This is a genomic window from Ruminiclostridium cellobioparum DSM 1351 = ATCC 15832 (genome assembly GCF_000621505.1).
GTDB lineage: Bacteria > Bacillota > Clostridia > Acetivibrionales > DSM-1351 > Ruminiclostridium > Ruminiclostridium cellobioparum.
Window position 1 is genome coordinate 75,955 of sequence record NZ_JHYD01000034.1, and the last position, 15,792, is coordinate 91,746.

Sequence of the window (15,792 nt, forward strand, 5' to 3'; positions counted from 1 at the left end):
GAGCCAATACCCGATTCCCCATGTTCAGTCTGTTATGTAAGTATTACGTTACAAGTTTTCAGTTATTTGCTTCCAATACAGACTTCAGTCTGGTTTCAACGGTTTTCATTATCTCATCTATTGTTCTGTTTGTTGCCAGCATTGTATTATATGAATCACCCATGATGTCCAGTATTTCAGTATAGGCAGGGAATGAAGGCTGTGGAAGGGCGTATTGCATGCAGTCCAGGAAGCCTTTGAAGCTGTCAGTCTGCAATTCAGGTGCACTTATTGCTTCTTTTGTAACCGGGAGTCTTCCTGATTTTATTGCAAAATCAACCGCAATATCCTTGCTTGTCATAAACTTAAGGTAATCCGCCATGGCTTCGGGATTTTTACACTCTGTCGTAATTGCATAGCCTGATGTCTGCAAATTTGTTACATGTCTCTCATCGGCAGGCATGGGTATGCTTACCAGCTTTCCTTTAAGTGCGGGATTAGCACTCTCTATTGCGCCTATTGCATTTGAACCTGATATCATCAAGCCTGTCTGTTCCTTTGCAAAATATGCAACAGCTTCAGGATAACCTGTCTCAGTCACTCCGGGAGGTACAACGCCGTCTTTCTTTGAGAGGTCCACAAAAGTTTGAAGTGCTTTTTTGTATTTATCGGTGGTTAAATCAGAAACCCATTTGCCGGAAGCATCCTTATATACTTCATTAACTCCAAATGTCCTTATAAACTGACAGAATCTGGCTTCTCCGGAACCGTTTTTAGTTCCTACCATACTGAATCCCCAGTGTCCGTCTTTTGTAAATGCCTTTGCAGCCGTTTGGAAATCTGCTACAGTCTCTATTTTGTCAATTCCGGCATCCTTCATCCAATCGGCTCTGGCAATGAGAGCCACAGGTATAACGTGCCAGGGCACCAGCATAAGTTGGCCTTCAATCTTTCCAAATTCAACAACTTTTTCATTAAGTGTTGATATAAATTCCGGTCCCAGCAACTTTTCATGATCAACTATGATTCCCATATCATGTGCCTGCGCCATGAATTCCGTAGGCATAAAAAATGCATCGGGAAGGTCTCCGCTGGTATTTAATGCAATTATCTTCTTTGCCATTTCATTGACAGGCTGTTCTAAAAATTTAATCTTTACGTTTTGATGCTCTTTCATATATGCATCTGCCATGGCCTGTTCAAGAGGTGCTTCTGTCTCGGTAATAAGTGTAGACATAACCGTCAATGTTATTTCTTCATCAGAATTCGCTGCGGCAGCTGACGAAGTTCCCGAAGATGCCCCCTGGCTGTTCTGCGAATCTCCGGCCGCAGAACTGCCGCAGCCGGCCAGCATTGATGCTGCCATTGCTAAACACAATACGATTACCAACAATCTTTTTTTCATAAATTAATCCTCCTCTAAAATTAATTATTTATTGTTTTACAGCTCCCGCTGTTAAACCGCTGATAAATGATTTCTGCAGGAATATGAATAATATTACCAAAGGCAGGCTTGCAATTACCGAAGCAGCCATCATATCATTCCACAGAATTTTATAAAATCCGTTAAGGTCGGCTATTCCCAATGGAACTGTTTTAAGTTCGGGTGAGGTTATTAATACCTGCGCAAACATATATTCATTCCATGCAGTTATAAATGAGTATATTGCAACTGAGGAAATACCCGGCAAGGTCATGGGAAGCACGATTTTATAAAATGCCTTCCATCTGGAGCAGCCGTCAATTATGGCCGCTTCGTCCAATTCAAGAGGTATTGTTCTAAAAAACCCAACCATCATCCACGTGCAGAAGGGAATTGTAAATGATGTATAGACAAGAATCATTCCCAGCAAACTATCCTTTAATCCGTATAAATCAAGAACCTTATAAAAGGGAATCAACAGCATGATGGAAGGAAACATCTGAGTTACAAGAACAAATGTTAAAAAGCTGTTTTTGCCTTTAAACTTGAATCTTGTTATTCCATAGCCCGACAGACAGGAAAAGAATACCGACAGTACCACTGCTCCAATTACGATAATAATACTGTTTTTAAAATAGGTCAGAAAAGGGTACTCGGTCCAAAGCCGGCTGTAAGAATCAAAAGTAGGATTGTCCGGTATCCATTTAGGCGGTATTGTGATGGTTTCAGATTCAATCTTAACAGAAGTGGATATCATCCATAGCATGGGTACCAGGACAAGAATCGATGAAATTCCCAGAACAAAATATGTCAAAATATTACCGGTAATTTTACCTCGTTTTAGTTTTATGTTAACTTCTTTTTTATTCTTCATTGTCCAAGAACCTCCTATACAATTTGCTTATTACCAGGCAAATGAAGAATACAATGACAGACATTGCCGCAGCCTTTCCAAAATTGAAATATTCAAATGCCTGCTTGTATATCTCTATACTGATTATCGAGGTATCGCTTCCGGGACCGCCTTTTGTCAGCAGATACACTATTGTATAGTGCTTGAACCACCATACTGTATCTAAGACCAGTGTGGTAGTGAGTACGGGTTTTATTGACGGAAGTACAATCCTGAAAAAAGTCTGAACCTTATTGGCACCATCCATTTTTGCAGCCTCATATATATCTTCCGACACACTTTGCAGCCCTGCCAGCACATTTACCATAACAAGCGGATAGCCTTTCCATATACTTACAAGCACCACTGCAATGAAGGCAAACCGCGTATCCCCAAGCCAGGATATATGATCATTTATTAATCCTGCATCAAGCAGATAGTTATTCACCAACCCATACAGAGGATTCATGATCCATTTAAATATAAGTGCGACTACTACCTCGGGAAAAAGCCACGGAAGAACCAGAACAGCCCTGAAAAAGGTTATTCCCGCCTTTTTCTGATTCAGCACCATTCCCAGCAGCACGCCAATTATAAAATGTGCTGCTACAACCAGAAAAGTAAATTTTAGTGTTATCCATATCTGTGAAATAAAGGCTTTATCGGAAAAGATGCCGATATAATTTTTTAAGGCTACAAAATCCCATTTGTTAGACAGGTTTGTTTTGAAGAAACTGATGAACACCCCGTAACACAGGGGATATATCACTAACATTATTAACGCTATTAAGGCTGGACCAATAAATATGTAGGGTGTCAAGCTCTTAAGTGAGATTTTTCGAGAATCAAAAGCCGCCGTTTTATTTGTCCCGCTTCTATTATTCATGAACAATTGCCTCCTCCATTAAAATTACCAATCTGCTACAGAATGATCATCTTCGTGATAATATACCGGGCAGCTCCAACTTCCATCATATATATAATCCTTAATTGCATCTTCATTAACTTCAAAACCCAGGCCGGGCGCAGTCGGGATGTCAATATATCCATCTTTTATTTCAAATGCCTTTTTGAAAAGATTTTTTCCCAAATCCGAGCCGTCTCCCAAACGTATATTTTCCTGAGCCGTAAAGTTGGGAATACAGGTATCAATTTGCAGACAGGATGACAATGCTATAGGTCCAAGAGGATTATGCGGAGCAATATTTACATAATAGTTTGCCGCCATGGCAGCAATCTTGAAAGTTGATAATATACCTCCGCAATGGCTTAAATCCGGCTGCAGAACATTTGCGGCCTGTTTTTCCAGTACCTGCCGGAAAGCCCAGGGCGTAAACAGCCTTTCTCCGGTTGCAATGGGAATTGTTGTGGATTGAGCAATTCTGGCCATGCAATCAACATTTTCAGGAAGGACGGGCTCTTCTACAAACATGGGATAATACTTTTCCAGTTCTCTGCAAAAAATAGGCGCCATGGCAGGTGAAACTCTGCCGTGAAAATCAATGGCAATATCAATATCCTTTCCGACAGCTTCTCTTAAAGCAGCAAATTTGTTTACATAAGTCTCAACAGTCTTCATTGTATCAATATGTCTGAGAGGAACATGTATGGGTGTCTTCAATGCTGTGTACCCCTGTGCGACTTTTTCTCTTGCAGCCTTGCAAAGTTCTTCCACCGATGGATTTTCAACAGGTGTGATGTGTGCATACATTCTTATCCTGTCTCTGCATTTGCCTCCAAGCATTTGCCAAACGGGCAGCCCGTATACCTTCCCCTTGATATCCCAAAGTGCCTGTTCTATCCCGCTTATTGCGCTGCAGATAATTGCACCGCCCCTGTAAAAGGAACCGCGGTACATCAGCTGCCAGAGGTGCTCGATATTCATGGGGTCCTCACCGATTATCATTTTCCCCAGGGTGTGTACGGCTTCCTCAACAACCGTACTCTTACCTTCAATGACGGGTTCACCCCAGCCGCAGACCCCTTCATCCGTTGTAATTTTTAAAAACAGCCATCTGGGTAAAAGATTGTATGTTTCAAATTTTACAATTTTCATTTATCCGTCCTCCTTACCAGTCCCCTAATGAATTATCATCGGAATGATATTCCACGGGACAGGTATAATATCCGTCATAGGCAAAGTCTTTCAATACCTCTTCATTAACCTCAAAACCGAGTCCGGGCTTTTCAGGTATATCTATGTAACCATCAACTATTCTAAAGGGCTCCTTGAACAATATATTTCCCAGATCGGTTCCGTCAGGCATTGTAGGATGCTCCTGGGCGGTAAAATTCGGAATACATGTGTCAATTTGAAGACATGCAGCCAAAGCAATCGGGCCAAGCGGATTATGCGGAGCCATGGAGCAATAATAGTTGGCCCCCATGGCTGCAATCTTGTAAGTTTGCAATATTCCGCCGCAATGACAGACATCCGGCTGCAAAACTTGTGCCGCCTGCTTTTCTATAACCTCTCTGAAGCCCCAGGTTGTAAACAGCCTCTCCCCTGTCGCTATGGGAATACTCGTTGATTTTGCAATTTTAACCATGGCATCTACGTTTTCGGGTAATACCGGTTCTTCAATAAACATGGGATAATACGGTTCCAATTCCCTGCAAAGGATGGGTGCCATAGCCGGTGAAATACGTCCGTGGAAATCTATGGCTATATCAACTTCCTTACCAACCGTCTCCCGTATTGCCGCAAATTTTTCTATATATTTTTCAACGGTCTGCATGGTATCAATATGTCTTACAGGGGCAAACATGGGTGTTTTTAAAGATTTAAAACCAGCCTCCAGCCTTTTTTTTGCCCACTCCCGGACTTGTCCGACAGTTGGATTCTCCACATTGGGAGTGATATGGGCATACATTCTGATACGGTCTCTGCAGCGCCCGCCTAAAAGCTGCCATACAGGCACGCCGTACGTCTTTCCCTTAATATCCCATAGAGCCTGTTCAATACCGCTGATTGCGCTGCATAAGATTGCTCCCCCGCGATAGAATGCTCCTCTGTACATCAGCTGCCACAGGTGTTCTATATTCATCGGATCTTCCCCGATAATCATTTTGCCAAGAATATGTACTGCTTCTTCCACAACCTTTGTCTTACCTTCCAGATCAGGTTCACCCCAACCGCATACCCCTTCATCGGTAGATATTTTCAAAAACAGCCATCTCGGCCGGATATGAAATGTTTCCAATTTCGTTATTTTCATGCATGTCTCCTTCCCATCAAAATCAAAAATTCCGTTCGCCATTTCGTACGTTGTTCGCAATTTTAATTATATCAACTAAAAACTTTTATGTCAACATATTATAAAATATTTCAAAAAATTGGCCTTAAAACTATGCATATTTATTAATTTTCATACAATGTGTTGACTTGTTTTAAATATGAATGATATAATTTTATTCATAAGTCGTTCGGATATCCGGACGGATAATCGTAATTGTGAATGAGGGAGATAATATGGAAAACCGGAATATCAAGATTAACAAGACTGTAGCCCGCGTTGCAGATATATTGGACTATATTGCCAAGTCGCAAAAGCCGGCGGGTTTGGCTGAAATCAGTAAGGAACTTAAAATACCCAAAAGCAGTGCTTTTGATATAATACATACACTTGCAAGCAAAAAAATGTTAATCATAAATGAAGAGACAAAAACATTTCAGTTGGATGTTAAATCCTTTGAAATCGGAAGTGCATATCTTGGGCGTTCCCATATCCATAGCGCCGCACGTCCCTATTTAAAGGATCTAAGCCTGCAAACCGGTGAAACAGCATTTCTGGCTGTTCCAAACAACGGCTTCCTCGTATACCTGGACAAGGTGGAAGGAAGATCCCCTACCAGGACTACATGTGTAATAGGCGACCGGAATTATATGCATTGTACCGGCCTCGGCAAAGCCATGCTGGCATCCATGCCTATTGAAGAAGTGAGAATGATAACAGGCGGCGGAAAACTGCAAACGCATACGGCAAATACTCTCCCCGATTTCAACAGTCTCATAGCCGACCTTGAAAAAATTAGGGAAAGAGGTTATTCCATCGACAACTGTGAAGACAATGATTTTGTATTTTGTGTCGCTGCTCCCATACTCAATCATTCGGGTAAATGCATAGCCGCAATAAGCATTTCTACCATATACACGCCTTCTACCAGGGAGAAGGAACCGTTCTACAGCAAGTTAATAACCGATGCCGCCCTGGAAATCTCCCACAGATTCGGCTATACTGAAAACTTAATTTATTCCGTTCGCTCATATAATATTTAATCCGGCATAACAATATATTTCCATTTCGTACGGTTCAGTATCCCTAAATCAATTGCCGTGGACTCTCACGGTAATTGATTTACGAAAAGAGGAAAGATTATGAACCAGACCTTATACCTTATCAGGCAATTTGGAGTACTTCCGTGTATCCCGACTCTGCAGGGTATTGATATATCAACTTTAAACAATACCCTTATTAATTCCGGTATCCCTTATATCTGTTTGGAGACCGAAAGTTCCCATGTGTCACCGGTTTTAGATTCCGACATAACATTATTAAATTTATCTTCAAGTGAAAAGCAGTACCTACTGAAAGAAAATGTAAGATTTATCACCATTCCTTCCCAGCTCTGTTCACCAAATGAGTCTGAAAATTTATCCGAATTTCTCCGGTCTGAAATTGATAAAATTTTGGATCTGAAGCTGATCCATATCGGCATTAATTCAAAAAATGAAGGGGAAGCCGGTGAAATTACCCGACAATACGGCAGCCTTCTTAACCTTCCTGTGAAAGATACCAGGGATTCTTTTTTTGTGGGAACTCTTGTTGAGGTTATGAAACATCCCTTTCTGGGAAAAAACGGCCATATTGCATTGGGAACCGGTAATATACATCTGGCCGTCAGCTATTACCGTGCACTTGGATATGAATTCAATTTCGATACGGCAGTATACAATGCTTCAAAAGAACTGGTACTCATTTATCTGAAAGAAGAGTACGGGGGCTTTGCCTTGCATTTTAAGCAGGTTTAAGTGTAAATGATAATACAATTTCAAAAGGAGTAATTATAGTGTCTGAAGTCTTAACTTTTGGTGAATCCATGATTGTGTTTGCACCGTCTCAATCGGGATTACTCCGTTATATAAATAATTATGAGGCAAAATTTGCCGGTGCCGAAAGCAATACAGCCATAGGTCTCTGCAAACTGGGGCACACTGCCCGGTGGTTCAGCCGTATCGGGAATGATGAACTGGGTCAATACATACTATATAAGATACGTGCGGAAGGGGTTGAGGTCGATAATGTCATTATGGATAATGAACATCCGACGGGTATAATGATTAAAGAATTATCCGGGTCGGGCCAAACCAGGGTCTATTATTACCGCTCAGGTTCTGCCGCAGCCTATTTAAGTCCGACAGATCTGCCGCCGGAATTGTTTGAGAATGTAAAAATACTCCATGTCACAGGAATTACTCCGATATTAAGTGACAGTTGTCACTCCCTGACCATTTCGGCAATAAAAACAGCCAGACAAAAAGGTATAAAAGTCAGTTTTGACCCAAATATCAGGAAAAAGCTCTGGAATAATTCCGATCATTCTGAAATGATCAGAGGACTTATTCATGATTCAAATATTGTAACCCTTGGTTTGGAAGAAGCTGAAATACTATATGGCAATAAAAATTTTGAGCATTTGAATGAAATTCTGTTCCGTTCTCCCCATTTGGAATATTTAGCCATAAAGAACGGCGCCGAAGGAGCTTTTGTCTCAGATGGTAAAACCCATTATTCCATTGCACCTTATCCCTGCAACTGTATTGACAGTATCGGAGCGGGTGACGCCTTCAACGCGGCATTTCTGGCAGGTATTCTGGAAAACAGGCCCGTTGGGGAATGCGGAAAAATGGCGGCAATTGCGGGAGCCTTAAGTACTGAAACCACAGGGGATACCGAAAGTCTTCCTACAAGGCAGCAATTGAATTCAATTTTAGAACCGGAACAATCAATTTATCGATAAAAAGGAGGAAAATCAGATGAAAACCCTGATACAAAAATATCCTGTCATTTCTATTTTAAGGAACATACCGGAAAAATATCTTGTTCAGTACGTCAATGCAATTATTAACGGAGGGATACACTGCTTTGAGGTAGCACTAAACACTCCGGACGGAGACAAACAAATTAAATTATTAAAACAGGAGTTTAAAAATAAAATAGTTGTGGGGGGCGGAACTGCCATAACTAAAGAGCGTATTGACAGAGCCGTTGAAGCCGGAGCCGAATTTTTACTTACTCCGTCTTCCTCAGAAAAAATAATCCGGCATTGTCATGATCAAAAAATTAAAATTCTCCCGGGCGTAATGACACCTACAGATGTTGAATTGTGCGTATCATACGGCTATGACACCATGAAACTTTTTCCGGCCGGAGATTTACCTTTAAACTATGTCAAAAGTCTGAAGGGTCCTTTTGATCAAACCGATTATGTGGCCGTTGGCGGTATCTCCCTGTCCAATGCAGCACAATATCTTGACAGCGGTTATTCAGGTGTAGGAATTGCAAGCGGCCTGGTGCCCGACGAATATATTATTAACATGGACTGGCCGGCAGTAACAGCTTATATTCGTGACAGGCTGCCGGCAATCATGGCCTGCAAATCTATTAATTCAATAGGCTGATTGCTCAGCTTGAGACAAGGCAGCTTCTTTTTAATCTAAAATACGACATATGCGGTTCAGGGCAGCCGCATATGTCGTATAATTTGGTTTTTTTCTGATTTATTGTTTCTCTTTATTTTATTACAGTCATCCCGCCCATGTACGGCTGCAGCGCTGCCGGAATATTCACGGAACCGCCGGCATTCAGGTTGTTCTCCAGGAATGCAATCAGCATTCTTGGAGGAGCCACGACAGTATTGTTCAGGGTGTGTGCAAAATATTTGCCGCTTTCCCCGTCCACACGGATTTTCAGGCGGCGGGCCTGTGCATCGCCGAGGTTTGAACAGCTTCCCACTTCAAAATACTTTTTCTGCCTTGGTGACCAGGCCTCGATGTCAACTGATTTCACCTTTAGATCAGCCAGATCTCCCGAACAGCATTCCAGAGTTCTGACAGGTATGTCAAGGGAACGGAACAAATCCACAGTATTCTGCCAGAGCTTGTCATACCACAGCATGCTGTCTTCAGGCTTACAGACAACAATCATCTCCTGCTTTTCAAACTGGTGGATTCTATAAACACCTCTTTCCTCAAGTCCGTGAGCACCTTTTTCCTTTCTGAAGCAGGGTGAATAGCTGGTCAAAGTCTGGGGCAGTGAGCTTTCGGGCAGTATGGTATCAATGAACTTACCTATCATCGAGTGTTCACTGGTTCCGATCAGATACAGATCCTCTCCCTCTATCTTGTACATCATGGCATCCATTTCAGCAAAGCTCATAACACCTGTCACAACTTCGCTTCTGATCATAAACGGAGGGACGCAGTATGTAAATCCCCTGTCTATCATAAAGTCTCTCGCATAGGAAATTACGGCCGAATGAAGTCTTGCTATATTGCCCATCAGGTAGTAAAAACCGTTTCCAGCAACCTTTCTGGCACTGTCCAGGTCTATTCCGTTCAATTTTTCCATTATTTCAGTGTGATACGGAACTTCAAAGTCCTTTAAAGCAGGTTGGCCATAGCGCTGAACTTCCACATTTTCGCTGTCGTCCCTGCCGAGGGGTACACTTGGGTCTATTATATTGGGAATGGTCATCATTATCGTCTTTACTTTTGCTTCAAGTTCATTTTCCTTTACTTCAAGCTCTGCCAGACGTGCAGCCTGATCATTGACTTTTTTCTTCAGCTGCTCGGCTTCTTCTTTTTTACCCTGGGCCATGAGTCCGCCGATTTGTTTGGAAATCTTGTTTCTGTCGGCCCTTAAAGCTTCCGCTTCCTGTTTGGCACTTCTCAGCCCGGCATCCAGAGCTATAACCTCGTCAACCAGGCCCAGTTTCTTGTCCTGGAACTTGTTTCTGATGTTCTGTTTGACTATTTCGGGATTTTCTCTTACAAATTTTAAGTCTAACATAATTTCACTCCTAATTTTGATTATTTACAATAAAAAAACTCTCATCCCAAAAAACCACTGGGACGAAAGTATTCCGCGTTGCCACCCAAATTGCCGGTACCTGCGTGCCGGCCACTCAAATAAAGTACTATACAGGGTACCAGCCTTCCGACTTTTAATCGAAAGCTCAAAAAGTGGACTGATTTATACTTTCACCGATTCCCACCAGCCGTCGGCTCTCTGAAGAAAGTTCTAAATCTTGGCTTTTATCATCGCTTATTATTAGTATCATTATGCATAATTATATATATTTTTATTCCTATTTTCAAGAAAATTTTAATCAATTATCTCTTATTCAAACCCAATACCCTGGCCAACGCCTTGTCCCGGGTGACAATAGCACCTTTGGGACACAGCTCCTGACAGCAGAAGCAGCGGATACACTTGCTGTAATTCCATTTAGGGATTGTTTTGCCGTCATGCTTTATAAAAGATATTACTTTTGATTTTTCAGGACATGCCTCATCACATTTTTTACATCCAATACACTTTTCCTCAACCAAAACAGGATCGGGCGCCGTCAGGGAAGATACAAGACTGGTCAGACCCGGAGTCAGGAAGTTAACCACTTTTGCATTTCTGGAGAGCTTAAAATCCCTTGATTTCATATTTTCAATGCTCTCTCCCAGGACTTCTATTTCCTCCGGAAGCACTGTTCCCCACTTTGAATCCTGTGCAGCCTTTAAAACAGGTATGGACAAAACATTCTCGTACCCTATAAGTCTCACCGCCGTGGAGTCAACTGCAGTAACGGACTTTCCCATGATCAGGGTATCCATTTGCCTGGGAGTCCCGTTTCTGGGCCCGTTTCCCTCCATGGCAACTATCCCGTCCAAAATGGCAAAACCGGTTTTGACCAAAGAGTTCAAATCCAAAAGCATTTTGGCAAAGCCGGCAGAATCGGGCAGCTTGGTATGCCAGCCGGCTTTTTGCCCTCCGGGAATACAGCCGAACTGGTTTTTAACCGCCCCTGTATAATACATCATGGCATGGGTCTTAAGCTTTGGAAGAGTTATGACCACATCAGCCTCATAGGAGGCTTTGGCAATATCCCAGTATTTGTACATAAGCGGCTTATCAAGTTCACAGTGCACAGCCTGGTTAAAATCCGCAAACCTGACACCGTATTTATCTGCTATTTCCATAAAACCTGACTTTTCGGCGGCTTTCCCGGTATCCTCCTGTCCGGGTGAATCGCCAAAAGAAATGTTGTCACTATACTCTTTTACAATTCTGACAACCGCTTCAAAAACAGCATAATGGGTAATAATCGGAGACCCTTTCTCAACCACACTGAGAAAATTCGGCTTTAAAAGAACCTTGCTGTCCGCCGGAATGAGCTCCCGCAAAAAAGCCTGGCCTCCCAAAAGATCAAAACCTTCTCTCAGCTTTCTTTCTATCTGATCAACCTCATATCCGGTACATTTTAATAAAGCTACTTTTTCCATAGGCCTCGCACTCTTGAAATTTATTATAGTTAATATTCTACCCTTATGAAAATGTTAAGGCAACAGTCAAATTTACTATCCTGACTAAGGGATAAATCCATAAAACCTCCCGTCATAATACCTGCCTTCAATGAAATAGTAATCCTTCAAACGCCCTTCCAGTACAAAACCGTTCTTTTCGAGAACACGGCAGGAGCCGGTATTTGCTTCAGCTACGCGAGCATGGAGTTTATGCAGCTCAAGGACTTCAAACGCAAAAGTTTTCAACAGCCTTACCACTTCGGTACCAAAGCCCCTTCCCCAACAGGGCTTGCTTAAAACATAACCTATTTCTGCATGTCCTGCCTCTCTGTCAAAATTAAACATCATTGCGGTTCCGATTATTTGACGGCTGTATTTTTCTGTGACCGAGGCATAAAAATGGGTGCCCTCGGATTCCCTTTTCAACATCTGCTCCACATGGCGTATGGTTTCATCGGGACTTTCCATCAGTCTCCAGCCGATAAAACGCGAGACCTCCTTATCGGAGGCATATTTGTGTATTTGGGCGGCATCATTCCGATTCAGGGCTGTAAAGCAGATTTTATCACCCTCCATTTGGTGTAACAGTTCAGTTGTCATTTGGTCTCTCCCATACTTTTAGTGTAGTAATGCAGGGTATCCAGGCTTCAACAATATGGTATATCCGGCTGTTCAGATATTTTTCAGCTCCAGCCACATAACAGTCTGATTCCCGTTGCCGTCAAGCTCGGTAAATCCAAGCTCCCTATACATGTTAAATGTGCCCCTGTACTGTTTCCGGGCATCATCCGTACTTTTGAAGGGAAGGGATATTACGGCATCAAAACCCTGTTCCCGGAAGCCTTCTACAGCTTTTTTCAGCAAAAGCCTGGCGACGCCCTGCCCCCTGTATTCAGGGTGAATGACAAAGCAAATGACACAGCCAACCTTCCTGTCCCCGGTTATATGACTCAAATCCCCGTCTATTCTGATAAACCTGTGTATGTCGTTTGCGCCGCACCAACCGATGCATTTGTCACCGTCAAAAGCCAGGTACCCCTTCATTGTACCGTTATTTATGTTTTCAACAGCTATGGTGCGGTTCTCCTCACCTGTCCTGTTCATCCACACCTCCTGAGAACAATCCGAATAATAAAAGGCACAGAAGCAGCCGGCCCAGTGCGGGGCATGTCCGAAATCCAGTCCTCCCAGATATTCCGTAAATGTCCCTGCAAGCTGTGGACTCAGTGGTTTAACAGTGTAATTCATAATTGCACTCCTTTTTTCAACTTATTTTTGTCCTTTCAGTCTGGTAGTCTGTGACATCCCGGAAAATTTAACCGACGGCAATATATGAATTTAGATGTTACAGACTGCTAATTTGTATCCCAGGTTTATGATTATGTTATGCAGTATATTTACCCTGGATTTTTTTATTCTGGTATATATGGACTTAATGGAATAGAATTCTCTCCTGAACCACATATATCCTTCAAATAATTCCTCTTTGCTCATATTTTTAGGAAGGAATGCAACTTCCGTTTTTCCGTTGTAATTGCTCCAATTCCCGGTCAAAAGTCTGTTTTCCTCCTTCAGCCGGTCATATATTGGTGTTCCGGGCAGAGGGGTCAATATGCTGACCGTCGCACCGTCAATACCCAGATTATTGCATATCTCCAGAGTATCTTCAAACACATTTTTCTTATCATCGTCAAAGCCGAAAATTATCCCTGCCTGGACGCAAATACCGTTGTCATGGATTTTGTCTATTATAGCTTTATACCTTTGTACCACATTTATGCCTTTATTGACACTGCCCAGACTTTCCTGTGAAAAAGACTCAATTCCCACAAAAAGATATATGCAACCGGCAGACCTGGCCAGTTTTAACAGCTCATCATCGTTGCACCTGTCCAGTGTAACCTGTGCAGCCCACTTTTTATTAAGGGCTTTCAGTTCCTTCATTAATTCCCTGGCATAATCTGTATCTCCCCAAAAATTGTCATCCCAGAATACAAAATATTTGTTTTTTATTGTTCCGATCTCAGCTATAACCTCCTGCACCGGCCGCTTCCTGAAAGGTTTACAGTATATCTGCTTAAGGTTGCAATAGCTGCAGGAATACGGGCAGCCCCTGGAAGAAAAAACTGCCCCCTTTGAAAACGGCCTCTTCTTAATTAAATCTCTTCTGGGGACGGGCAGGTTCTTCAAATCCGGAACAGTCTCGCAGGTATATCGTGTTCTTGCCTTTCCGTTGTAAAAATCCTCAAGAAATTCCGGCCAGATCAGCTCACCTTCACCTGTCAAAACATAATCGCAGTTTTTTCCCACCTCATCCGGAAGCAGCGTTGCATGGGGACCTCCCATTACGACTCTTGTGTTTTTTGCCCTGAGTCTTTCGGCTATTTTATAGCAATGTTCGGCATTAGAGGTATTTATAGTGATTGCGGCCAGGTCGAATTGTTTTTTATAAGGAATCTTTTGATTGTACTCGTCTATCAGGGTTATATCGTATTTGCTCTCATCTATAAAAGCTGCCAGATAAGGCATTGTAATCTGGATAAAATTGTTGAACTGCTTTTTTCTGAATCTGTTGATTTCTTCATTCTCAGGTGTTATTAATAAAATTTTCTTCTTCATACTTTTCTCTCCCTTTATATCCATCTTACCTTCCACACCTGAAGCTCAATTGTAAAATGAATTTCCATACCAGTTAATTCATTTTACTCTTTAGTTTTATTTTTATTGCCTTAACAGGGAATATGGATTCTTCCCTTACAAAATATACAAGCTGACCTTAAATGGTTGGCCTTCTTTTATATTTTGAGGGTCTAGCCGCGCGGCAATGAGCGCTGGGTTTGGGGCAGAGCCCCCGTTCCTTAAAGCCAGACTCCTTTTATATTTCATTGGTTTAAAATATTCTAACTGGTGGCTATGCTCCTAATACTGGTGGCAGATTGGGAGGAACCATGTCTAAATATTTAACCTATGAAGAACGCCTTGAAATTGAAGGCGGATTAAAGAACCACCTCTCCTTTGGAGCTATTGCAAACCTTATTGGTAAAGATCGTACTACAATAGCAAAGGAAATAAAAAAACACTCTTTTGAGAGAAAGTCCGGCTACAGTGGATGGGCATATAATGCCTGTAAACAACGTAGCAATTGCAAGGTCAAGTATATTTGTGGTAAAACCAATTGTAGAAGACCTTCTACTGTATACTGCAAGTTGTGTAACTACTGTAATGACTTCTGTCCTGAATATGAGGAAGAAGTATGCTCATGCCGTTTCAAACCTCCATACGTTTGTAATGGTTGTATGCAACTCCATAAATGCACACTCAAAAAATCAGTATATGATGCTGAAGATGCACACCTGGCTTTTTCACAAAATATTTCTGAATCCAGAAGCGGTATTCTTTCAAACGAAGCAGAGTTAGCACGCTTAAATTCTATTATTTCTCCACTTGTTAGAAAGGGACAATCCATCCATCAGATATATGCAACTTATGTGGATGAGCTTATGTGTAGTGAAAAAACAATTTACAACTATATTGATGCCTGCCTTTTTGATGTAAGGAACATTGATCTCCCTCGTAAAGTGAAGTACCGTCCTCGCTATAAAAAGCCCGAATTCAAAGTAGATAAAGGTTGCCGGATTGGACGTAACTATGAGGATTTTCAGACATTCATTGAGAAACATCCAGATATCTCTGCCGTACAGATGGATTCAGTTATTGGAAGCAGGGGTGGTAAAGTTTTATTAACTATACATTTTGTTGAAACCTCCTTTATGCTGGCTTTTTTACGGGATGCAAATACTTCTCAATCCGTTATTGATATTTTCAGTAATATCAGAAAAATCATCGGAAAGGAAAATTTCCAAAAGCTGTTTCCGGTAATTCTGACGGATAACGGGAGCGAATTTTCCAATCCAAAAG

At 41.9% G+C, this 15,792-nt stretch carries 15 protein-coding genes; 5 read left to right on the top strand and 10 right to left on the bottom strand.

The genetic code is table 11. The features are described 5' to 3' along the window. Positions 1–58: 58 nt before the first annotated feature. Genes T344_RS0113965 through dgoD (T344_RS0113985) form a run of 5 tightly spaced genes read right to left on the bottom strand, consistent with a single transcriptional unit; the run spans position 59 to position 5,512 of the window. The gene (locus tag T344_RS0113965) at positions 59–1,384 is read right to left on the bottom strand and encodes an ABC transporter substrate-binding protein (protein WP_027629226.1); all 1,326 of its coding nucleotides are present in this window, start codon (positions 1,382–1,384) and stop codon (positions 59–61) included. 28 nt (positions 1,385–1,412) lie between these two features. Continuing rightward, positions 1,413–2,276, bottom strand: coding sequence for a carbohydrate ABC transporter permease (locus T344_RS0113970; protein ID WP_004631087.1), 864 nt, complete (start codon positions 2,274–2,276; stop codon positions 1,413–1,415). Then, complete coding sequence (locus T344_RS0113975; protein WP_084331228.1) at positions 2,266–3,180, bottom strand: carbohydrate ABC transporter permease; 915 nt, start codon at positions 3,178–3,180, stop codon at positions 2,266–2,268. The genes T344_RS0113970 and T344_RS0113975 overlap by 11 nt, the downstream gene beginning before the upstream one ends. Positions 3,181–3,204: 24 nt before the next feature. Then, entirely contained in the window at positions 3,205–4,350 is a 1,146-nt protein-coding gene (dgoD, locus tag T344_RS0113980; protein ID WP_027629229.1) for a galactonate dehydratase, read from the bottom strand. A gap of 13 nt (positions 4,351–4,363) precedes the next feature. Next, positions 4,364–5,512 carry a galactonate dehydratase gene (gene dgoD, locus T344_RS0113985; protein WP_027629230.1) on the bottom strand — a complete coding sequence of 383 codons (1,149 nt, stop codon included), beginning with the start codon at positions 5,510–5,512 and terminating at the stop codon, positions 4,364–4,366. 254 nt (positions 5,513–5,766) lie between these two features. Here dgoD (T344_RS0113985) and T344_RS0113990 point away from each other — a divergent pair, with 254 nt between their 5' ends. The 4 genes from T344_RS0113990 (at position 5,767) to T344_RS28295 (ending at position 8,976) form a co-directional block, all read left to right on the top strand. Beyond that, entirely contained in the window at positions 5,767–6,573 is an 807-nt protein-coding gene (locus T344_RS0113990) for an IclR family transcriptional regulator (protein WP_027629231.1), read from the top strand. 99 nt (positions 6,574–6,672) lie between these two features. After that, positions 6,673–7,326 carry a hypothetical protein gene (locus T344_RS29795; RefSeq protein WP_051571873.1) on the top strand — a complete coding sequence of 218 codons (654 nt, stop codon included), beginning with the start codon at positions 6,673–6,675 and terminating at the stop codon, positions 7,324–7,326. Positions 7,327–7,364: 38 nt separating this feature from the next. Then, complete coding sequence (locus T344_RS0114000; RefSeq protein ID WP_027629232.1) at positions 7,365–8,315, top strand: sugar kinase; 951 nt, start codon at positions 7,365–7,367, stop codon at positions 8,313–8,315. Between the two features lie 16 nt (positions 8,316–8,331). Beyond that, positions 8,332–8,976: a bifunctional 4-hydroxy-2-oxoglutarate aldolase/2-dehydro-3-deoxy-phosphogluconate aldolase gene (locus tag T344_RS28295; protein WP_034861553.1), complete on the top strand. Its 645-nt coding sequence runs from the start codon at positions 8,332–8,334 to the stop codon at positions 8,974–8,976. Between the two features lie 112 nt (positions 8,977–9,088). Here the strand turns inward: T344_RS28295 and serS are convergent, their stop codons facing one another. From serS to T344_RS0114030, 5 genes are all read right to left on the bottom strand, one after another. Then, positions 9,089–10,366: a serine--tRNA ligase gene (serS, locus tag T344_RS0114010; protein ID WP_027629233.1), complete on the bottom strand. Its 1,278-nt coding sequence runs from the start codon at positions 10,364–10,366 to the stop codon at positions 9,089–9,091. Between the two features lie 323 nt (positions 10,367–10,689). After that, positions 10,690–11,853 carry a DUF362 domain-containing protein gene (locus tag T344_RS0114015; protein ID WP_027629234.1) on the bottom strand — a complete coding sequence of 388 codons (1,164 nt, stop codon included), beginning with the start codon at positions 11,851–11,853 and terminating at the stop codon, positions 10,690–10,692. An 84-nt stretch (positions 11,854–11,937) separates the two neighbouring features. After that, positions 11,938–12,474 (bottom strand): GNAT family N-acetyltransferase, encoded by a 537-nt coding sequence (locus T344_RS0114020; RefSeq protein ID WP_027629235.1) that lies wholly within the window; start codon positions 12,472–12,474, stop codon positions 11,938–11,940. 72 nt (positions 12,475–12,546) lie between these two features. Further along, positions 12,547–13,122 carry a GNAT family N-acetyltransferase gene (locus tag T344_RS0114025; RefSeq protein WP_027629236.1) on the bottom strand — a complete coding sequence of 192 codons (576 nt, stop codon included), beginning with the start codon at positions 13,120–13,122 and terminating at the stop codon, positions 12,547–12,549. 90 nt (positions 13,123–13,212) lie between these two features. Further along, positions 13,213–14,493, bottom strand: a complete 1,281-nt coding sequence (locus T344_RS0114030; RefSeq protein ID WP_027629237.1) for a B12-binding domain-containing radical SAM protein — start codon at positions 14,491–14,493, stop codon at positions 13,213–13,215. A gap of 329 nt (positions 14,494–14,822) precedes the next feature. Here T344_RS0114030 and T344_RS0114035 point away from each other — a divergent pair. After that, a partial coding sequence (locus tag T344_RS0114035; protein WP_027629238.1) for a helix-turn-helix domain-containing protein occupies positions 14,823–15,792 on the top strand: 970 nt, incomplete at its 3' end.